Source organism: Pseudomonas guangdongensis, from assembly GCF_900105885.1.
In the GTDB taxonomy this organism is placed as follows: domain Bacteria; phylum Pseudomonadota; class Gammaproteobacteria; order Pseudomonadales; family Pseudomonadaceae; genus Geopseudomonas; species Geopseudomonas guangdongensis.
In genome coordinates, this window is sequence record NZ_LT629780.1 from 3184325 (window position 1) to 3191054 (window position 6730).

The window sequence follows — 6730 nt, forward strand, 5'->3', positions numbered from 1 at the left end:
CGCTGGACGGGTCAGTCCAGGCGCTCCTGGAGCAGGCCCAGCACGCGGCGGGCCACATCACCGGGGGCGACCGTCTCGCTGTCCTTGTCGAGGGACACCTGCACGCTGCTGCCCAGGGTGGTCAGGCGCAGCTGGTAGCGCTCGGCGCGGGCATCGACCGCATCGCGGTCGGACTCTCCGCCGAACAGACGGGAGAACAGACCCGGCTTCTCGTCTGGCTGCCGGGCACCCTCGGCAAGGTTGACGTAGTAGACGCCCAGGCTGCGGTTGAGGTCGTCGACGCGGATGTCGGCATCCTGCAGGGCGCGACCGATGGCCGACCAGGCGCGGTCGAAGTCGGTGGCCAGGGTCAGCTGCGGGTTGCCGTTGCCGTCGCGGCCCAGGCTGACCCGATTCGGCGCATCGAAGCGACGGTCGGCCAGCAGGGATACGCTGCTGCCGCGCCCGGCATTACTGTCGAGATTGTCGAGCAGTTGTTCGAGGAATGCGGCGTCCAGCGCCGGCGCCACCGCACGGGTCGGCCAGGCCGGACTGGCCGAGCTGCCCTCGGGGCGGACGTTGCTGAGCAGGAAGATCTCGCTGGTATTGCGCTGCACGCCCGGCTCGATGCGCAGGCGCACGCTGACCTCGTCGTCGCCGTCGTCGAGGTGGCGGCGGAAGGCCGCCGGCAGCGGCGCCCAGGCGCTGGTCAGCTCGCCCACCTCGGCACGCTCGCCGGCGATCGGCAGACCGGCCTGCTCGAAGAACTGGCGGGCCAGCGGCCAGACTTCCGCGGGCGGACGCTGGGCGATGAGCCAGCGCTGCTCGCCGCTGCGCTGCAGGCTGAACTCGCTGCGCTGGGCAGTGGCGCGCAGCGCCTGCGGACGCGGCACCTCGTACTCGCCCTGGGCGCTGGAGGTCGGCACACCGGCCGGGATCGGCAGCAGCGGGTCGAGGCGGCGTGCCTGGACATCGGCGGGCAGCTGCATCGGCGGCGCCTCGCGGGAGGTCAGGTAATCGCTGCTGCGGTCACGGAAGTAGCCATCCTCACCCCACAGCCAGCCGCAGCCGCTGCTGGTGGCGATGATCAGGGCGAGCGCGGAAAGACCGGCCAGTTGCTTCATGCATGTTCTCCGTGGGTCAGGCAAGCACGCCGGCCTGGCGCATGGCCTGACGCAGCGGCTCCTGGCAGTCCTGGCTGAGCCAGGTCAGGGGCAGGCGGATGCCTTCGGGAATCAGGCCCATCTCGTGCAGGGCGAATTTCACCGGAATCGGGTTGGCTTCGCAGAACAGCTTCTGGTGCAGCGGCATCAGACGCTGGTTGATGGCGCGGGCGGCCTCGGCCTCGCCACGCATGGCGGCGGCACACATCTCGCTCATCGCCCGCGGGGCGACGTTGGCGGTCACCGAGATGTTGCCCTTGCCGCCCATCAGGATTAGTTCGACGGCGGTGGCGTCATCGCCGGAGTAGACCAGGAAGTCGCCGGACACCTTGTCGAGCACTTCGCGACCGCGGGCCAGGTCGCCGGTGGCTTCCTTGACGCCGATGATATTGGCCACCGTGGACAGGCGGGCGATGGTGTCGGGCAGCATGTCGCAGGCGGTGCGGCCCGGCACGTTGTAGAGGATCTGCGGGATGGCCACGGCCTCGGCGATGGCCTTGTGGTGCAGGTACAGGCCTTCCTGGGTCGGCTTGTTGTAGTACGGCGTCACCAGCAGGCAGGCGTCGGCGCCGGCGGCCTTGGCCGAGGCGGTCAGCTCGATGGCCTCGCGGGTGGAGTTGGCGCCGGTGCCGGCGATGACCGGGATGCGCCCGGCCACCTGCTTGACCATGTGACGGATCACGGCCACGTGCTCGCTCACGTCCAGCGTGGCGGACTCGCCGGTGGTGCCGACCGCGACAATCGCGTTGGTGCCTTCCTGGAGGTGGAAATCGACCAGCCGGGTCAGGCTGTCCCAGTCCAGGTTGCCCTGTGCATCCATGGGCGTAACCAGTGCCACAATGCTGCCCGAAATCATCCAACCGCTCCTGCCGCTATATATAAACAAGGCCGTAATGGTACTGATGGCCCCGGCCTTGCACAAGCCGGCTGCGACGGCCCGGGCATTCCCCTTGCCGGCGCTTTTCGCTACCCTTCCCGGCCTTGCCGACAGCGGGCTGTCGCCACTTTTCTTTCGCAGGAACCATGCATGTCCGTTACGCCTCCCCGTGAACAGTTTCTCGTGATCAGCGCCCTGGGGGCTTCGCCCATGGAGCTCACCAGCGTGCTCTGCCGGGCCAGCCAGGAGAGCCGCTGCAACGTGATCAGCAGCCGCCTGAGCCGCCACGGCGAGTACAGCGCCCTGGTACTGCAGGTCGCCGGCAGCTGGGACGGCCTGGCCCGCCTGGAGGGCAGCATGCCCGCGCTGGCCAAGCGCCACGACATGATCATCAACGTGACGCGCAGCGCGGCCGCCGAGGAGCGCCCCAATGCGCTGCCCTACGTGGTCTACGTCAGCGCCGCCTATCGCCCGGACATCCTCGGCGAGCTGTGCCAGTTCTTCAGCGATCACCGCATCGAACTGGAGAACATGACCTGCGACACCTTCCAGGCCCCGCAGACCGGCGCCGCGCTGCTCAACGCCACCATCACCGTTACCCTGCCGCCGGGCACCCAGATCAGTTGGCTGCGCGACCAGTTCCTCGACTTCGCCGACGCCCTCAACCTCGATGCGCTGATTGAGCCTTGGCGCCCGCAGAACCCGTAACCCGCCGCCCAAGGAGCACACCATGCCGGTCACTCTCGATTCGCCCGTCGCCGACTTCCAGGCCCAGGCCACCAGCGGCCAGCAGGTCCAGCTGAGCGCGCTCAAGGGCCGCCAGGTGGTGCTGTACTTCTATCCCAAGGACAGCACTCCCGGCTGCACCACCCAGGGGCAGAACTTCCGCGACCTGCACGAAGCCTTCGCCGCAGCCAACACCCTGGTGTTCGGCGTCTCGCGCGACGACCTGCGCAGTCATGAGAACTTCAAGGCCAAGCAGGACTTTCCCTTCGAGCTGATCAGCGACGGCGACGAGCAGCTCTGCCAGCAGTTTGCGGTGATCAAGCCGAAGAAGCTCTATGGCAAGGAATACCTGGGCATCGAGCGCAGCACCTTCCTGATCGACGCCGATGGCGTGCTGCGCCACGAGTGGCGGGGCGTCAAGGTGCCCGGCCACGTCGAGGCGGTCCTGCAGGCCGCCCGCGAGCTGGCCGCGCGCTGAGGACCATGCCGGCCGCCGGGCGCCCGCCCCGGACAAGCGCCCGGCACCGCCCACTCAGGCCTTGCGCAGCCAGTAACGGAAGCGGCCGTCCGCCTCATCCTCATGAAGCAGCTGGTGCCCGGCCAGCCGGGCGAAGGCGCGGAAATCGCGCTGCGAGCCGGCATCGGTGGCGATGACCTTGAGCACCGCGCCGCTGGCCAGGCGGTTGAGTTCCAGCTTGGCCTTGAGCAGCGGCAGCGGGCAGCTCAATCCGCTGGCATCCAGTTCGGCATCGAAGGCCGGCAGCGGCCCGATCGCATCGGTCATCGTCATTCCTCCGCAAAATGCCGCGCAGCATACCCAAGCCGCGCGGCGACTGGCCAGCCGCCGGCCGCTGCGGCTAGAGTAGCGGCCTGCCCCCTGCGAGCCTGCCCGATGAAGATTCTGCGCCCCACCCTGCTGACGCTGGCCTGCCTGCTGGCGACTCCGCTGGCCGCCAGCGACCTCCCCGCGCTGGGCGACGCCAGCTCCTCGATCGTCTCGCCCGACCAGGAATACCAGCTCGGCCGCGCCTGGCTGAACCTGCTGCGCGGCCAGGTCAAGAGCCTGCCCGACCCGCTGCTGATGGACTTCATCGAGACCAGCGTCTATCGCCTGGCCGAAACCAGCCAGCTGGACGACCGCCGCCTGGCCTTCGTGCTGCTCGACAGCGCGCAGCTCAACGCCTTCGCCGCCCCAGGCGGGGTGATCGGCGTCAACGCCGGCCTGCTGCTCCACGCGCAGAACGAGGGCGAATACGCCTCGGTGCTGGCCCACGAACTGGCCCACCTCTCGCAGCGCCACTTCGCCCGCGGACTGGAAGAACAGAAGCGCATGCAGGTGCCGCTGATGGCCGCGCTGCTGGCCGGCGTGGTCGCCGCCGCAGCGGGTGCCGGCGATGCCGGGATCGCCGCCATCGCCTCGACCCAAGCGGCGGCGATCCAGGCACAACGCAGCTTCTCGCGGCAGAACGAGCAAGAGGCGGATCGCATCGGCCTGCTCAACCTGCAGCGCGCCGGCTACGACCCGCGCAACATGCCGAGCATGTTCGAGCGCCTGATGCGCCAGTACCGCTACACCCGCGTGCCGCCCGAATTCCTCCTCACCCACCCGGTCAACGAGTCGCGGGTAGCCGATACCCGCAACCGCGCCGAGCAGTTCGCCGGCAACGGGCGCAGCGACAGCCTGCTCTACCAACTGATGCGCGCCCGCGTGCAGCTGCACTACGAGAACACCCCGGGCCTGGCCGCCAAGCGCTTCCGCGCCCAGCTCGACGAGAACCCGCGTCTGGACGCCGCCCGCTACGGCCTGGCCCTCGCGCAGCGCCGCAGCGGCCAGCTCGACGAGGCCCGCCAGACTCTGCAGCCGCTGTTGCAGCAGGCGCCCAACGACATCGTCTACAACCTGGCGCACATCGAGCTGGACATCGCCGGCGACCGCCTGACGGACGCCGAGCAGCGTCTGCAACGCCTGCTCGGCCTCTACCCGTCCAGCTATCCGCTGCGCCAGCAGCAGGCCGAACTGCTGCTCAAGCAGGGCCGCGCCAAGGAGGCGGAAAAGGCCTTCGACGCCCTGCTCGCCGAGCGCCCCAACGACAGCGAGCTGTGGTACCTGCAGGCGGAAACCCGCGGCCTGGCCGGCAACATCATCGGCCTGCACCAGGCGCGCGCCGAATACTTCGCTCGGGTCGGCGACTACGATCAGGCGCTGGAGCAGCTGGACTTCGCCCGGCGCCGCGCCAGCGGCAACTTCCAGCTGGCCGCGCGCATCGACGCCCGCCACAGCGAACTGCTCGACGAGAAACGCGCCATCGACCAGCTGCTGCGTTAAGGCACGAGCGCACCCCGGTCGAGCCGGCACGAGCAGCGACGAAAAAGGCCCGGCATCTCTGCCGGGCCTTTTTCGTTGCAGACCGCATCCTCAGGCGTTGCCGCCCTGCTGCAGACGCAGCGCCTGGGTGAAGTCGAGCATGCGCTTGAGCGGCTTGACCGCCCTGGGGATCAGCGCCGGATCGACGTGGATCTCGTTGCTGCCCTGGCGCAGGCAATCCAGGGTGCGCTCCAGGGTGTTCATCGCCATCCATGGGCAGTGCGCGCAGCTGCGGCAGGTGGCACCCTGCCCGGCGGTCGGCGCCTCGATGAACGACTTACCGGGGCACAGCTGCTGCATCTTGTAGAGGATGCCGCGGTCGGTAGCGACGATGAAGATCGGGTTGGGCATCGTCTGCGCCGCCTTGATCAGCTGGCTGGTCGAGCCCACCGCATCGGCCAGGGCGACCACCGCCTCCGGCGACTCCGGGTGAACCAGTACCGCGGCATCCGGATACAGCGCCTTGAGATCCTGCAGCTGCTTGGCCTTGAACTCCTCGTGGACGATGCAGGCCCCTTCCCAGAGCAGCATGTCGGCGCCGGTCTCGCGCTGGATGTAGCGCCCCAGGTGCTGGTCCGGCGCCCAGAGGATCTTCTCGCCGTTGTCCATCAGGCTCTCGACGATCTCCAGCGCGCAACTGGAAGTCACCACCCAGTCGGCGCGCGCCTTCACCGCCGCCGAGGTGTTGGCATAGACCACCACGGTGCGCTCGGGGTGCTGGTCGCAGAACGCGGAAAACTCTTCCACCGGGCAGCCCAGGTCCAGCGAGCAGGTCGCCTCCAGGGTCGGCATCAGGATGCGCTTCTCGGGATTGAGGATCTTCGCTGTCTCGCCCATGAAGCGCACCCCGGCGACCACGATGGTCGAGGCCGGGTGCTGGCTGCCGAAGCGGGCCATTTCCAGCGAGTCGGCCACGCAGCCGCCGGTTTCCTCGGCCAGAGCCTGGATGATCGGATCGGTGTAGTAATGGGCGACCAGCACGGCGTTGTGCGCCTTGAGCTCGGCGGCAATCGACTGGCGGTAGTCGGCGATCTCCTGTTCGGTCAGCACGCGGGGCTGCTTGGCATCCAGATGGGCCTGAACCAGGAGTCGTTCGGAAATCTGCGTCATGTTCGCTGCACCTGAGGGTTAGGGTGCGGGAACCGGAGTATACACCCGTTCCAGAGCACCAGACGGGAGGCTATGCGGAGGGGAGTGAAACGCGGGAGGACAAGAGTGCGGAAGTGGTGGGTCGTGTAGGGGTCGAACCTACGACCAATTGGTTAAAAGCCAACTGCTCTACCACTGAGCTAACGACCCGGAGAGCCGCATCTTGCTGGTTTGCCTGCTTTGCCCAGCGCCGGGAGCGATGGGCAATGCCTGCGAGTAAATAGTGGTGGGTCGTGTAGGGGTCGAACCTACGACCAATTGGTTAAAAGCCAACTGCTCTACCACTGAGCTAACGACCCAACGCCGCGCATCATACTGATTTGATTCGGAATTTCAAGCTTTTTCTGCACCGCTCAGCGATATCGGGTCGGATCGGCCACTCCGGCACCGGCAAAACCCTCGGCGCGCAGCCGGCAGCTGTCGCAACGCCCGCAGGCGCGACCGTCGTCGTCGGCCTGGTAGCAGGACACG

Annotated in this window: 8 protein-coding genes and 2 tRNA genes; 3 read left to right on the plus strand and 7 right to left on the minus strand. The window is 68.1% G+C overall.

Annotated features, from left to right (window positions below):
- Positions 1–11 precede the first annotated feature (11 nt).
- Both bamC and dapA read right to left on the minus strand, forming a co-directional pair.
- The gene (bamC, locus tag BLU22_RS14830; RefSeq protein ID WP_090216110.1) at positions 12–1103 is read right to left on the minus strand and encodes an outer membrane protein assembly factor BamC; all 1092 of its coding nucleotides are present in this window, start codon (positions 1101–1103) and stop codon (positions 12–14) included.
- Positions 1104–1119: 16 nt separating this feature from the next.
- Positions 1120–1998, minus strand: a complete 879-nt coding sequence (dapA, locus tag BLU22_RS14835; RefSeq protein WP_090216113.1) for a 4-hydroxy-tetrahydrodipicolinate synthase — start codon at positions 1996–1998, stop codon at positions 1120–1122.
- A 171-nt stretch (positions 1999–2169) separates the two neighbouring features.
- On the opposite strand from dapA, the gene BLU22_RS14840 reads away from it, so the two are divergent.
- Together BLU22_RS14840 and BLU22_RS14845 are read left to right on the plus strand one after the other, a co-directional pair.
- Positions 2170–2727, plus strand: a complete 558-nt coding sequence (locus BLU22_RS14840) for a glycine cleavage system protein R (RefSeq protein ID WP_090216115.1) — start codon at positions 2170–2172, stop codon at positions 2725–2727.
- Positions 2728–2749: 22 nt separating this feature from the next.
- Positions 2750–3223, plus strand: a complete 474-nt coding sequence (locus tag BLU22_RS14845; RefSeq protein ID WP_090216117.1) for a peroxiredoxin — start codon at positions 2750–2752, stop codon at positions 3221–3223.
- Between the two features lie 54 nt (positions 3224–3277).
- On the opposite strand, the gene BLU22_RS14850 is transcribed toward BLU22_RS14845, so the two are convergent.
- Positions 3278–3529, minus strand: coding sequence for a sulfurtransferase TusA family protein (locus tag BLU22_RS14850; RefSeq protein WP_090216120.1), 252 nt, complete (start codon positions 3527–3529; stop codon positions 3278–3280).
- 108 nt (positions 3530–3637) lie between these two features.
- Here BLU22_RS14850 and BLU22_RS14855 point away from each other — a divergent pair, with 108 nt between their 5' ends.
- The gene (locus tag BLU22_RS14855) at positions 3638–5071 is read left to right on the plus strand and encodes a M48 family metalloprotease (protein WP_090216123.1); all 1434 of its coding nucleotides are present in this window, start codon (positions 3638–3640) and stop codon (positions 5069–5071) included.
- A gap of 90 nt (positions 5072–5161) precedes the next feature.
- Here BLU22_RS14855 and nadA read toward each other — a convergent pair whose 3' ends face one another.
- The 4 genes from nadA to BLU22_RS14875 form a co-directional block, all read right to left on the minus strand.
- Complete coding sequence (gene nadA, locus BLU22_RS14860; RefSeq protein WP_090216126.1) at positions 5162–6220, minus strand: quinolinate synthase NadA; 1059 nt, start codon at positions 6218–6220, stop codon at positions 5162–5164.
- A gap of 114 nt (positions 6221–6334) precedes the next feature.
- Positions 6335–6409 (minus strand) — tRNA-Lys (locus BLU22_RS14865).
- 74 nt (positions 6410–6483) lie between these two features.
- Positions 6484–6558 (minus strand) — tRNA-Lys (locus BLU22_RS14870).
- 54 nt (positions 6559–6612) lie between these two features.
- Positions 6613–6730: 7-cyano-7-deazaguanine synthase (locus tag BLU22_RS14875; protein WP_173867185.1), on the minus strand; the 118-nt coding region annotated here is incomplete at its 5' end.